The 475-nt window shown below is 55.6% G+C and carries 1 protein-coding gene and 1 pseudogene; both read left to right on the top strand.

Annotated elements, in window-relative coordinates:
* Window positions 1-156 (top strand): 30S ribosomal protein S10 (locus tag A3754_RS24395; RefSeq protein ID WP_304439869.1); only part of this gene is annotated, 156 nt, incomplete at its 5' end.
* Between the two features lie 42 nt (window positions 157-198).
* Window positions 199-475 (top strand): annotated as a pseudogene (rplC, locus tag A3754_RS24390) (50S ribosomal protein L3); the annotation flags it as partial.

The following is a 475-nucleotide window of genomic DNA, read 5'->3' as shown; positions in this document are numbered from 1 at the left end:
GTCTCTCCGCACGTAAACAAAGATGCGCGAGATCAGTATGAGATCCGCACCCACAAGCGGCTGGTGGATATTGTCGAGCCTACGGATAAAACCGTGGACGCGCTGATGAAACTGGATCTGGCTGCTGGTGTGGACGTGCAGATCAGCCTGGGTTAACAACGGGCGGGTTTATCCCGACAGGTTGTGAAGAGGTAAACAATGGCGATTGGTGTGATCGGTCGAAAATGCGGCATGACCCGGGTGTTCACTGAAGAAGGTGTCAGTGTTCCGGTGACTGTGATTGAGGTTAGCCCTAATCGGGTTTCCCAGGTCAAGACCGAAGAATCAGATGGCTATCAGGCCGTACAGGTAACTGTAGGTGAGCGCCGTGCCAGCCGCGTGACCAAGGCGCAAGCCGGTCATTTCGCGAAAGCTGGTGTTGAGGCGGGTCGTGGTGTCTGGGAATTCCGTGCTGAAGCTGGTGAGTTTGAGGCGG

It is taken from the genome of Alcanivorax sp. HI0083 (assembly GCF_001635175.1).
Note: the sequence above shows the minus strand (reverse complement) of the source record. Positions and strands in the feature narration are given on the sequence as shown.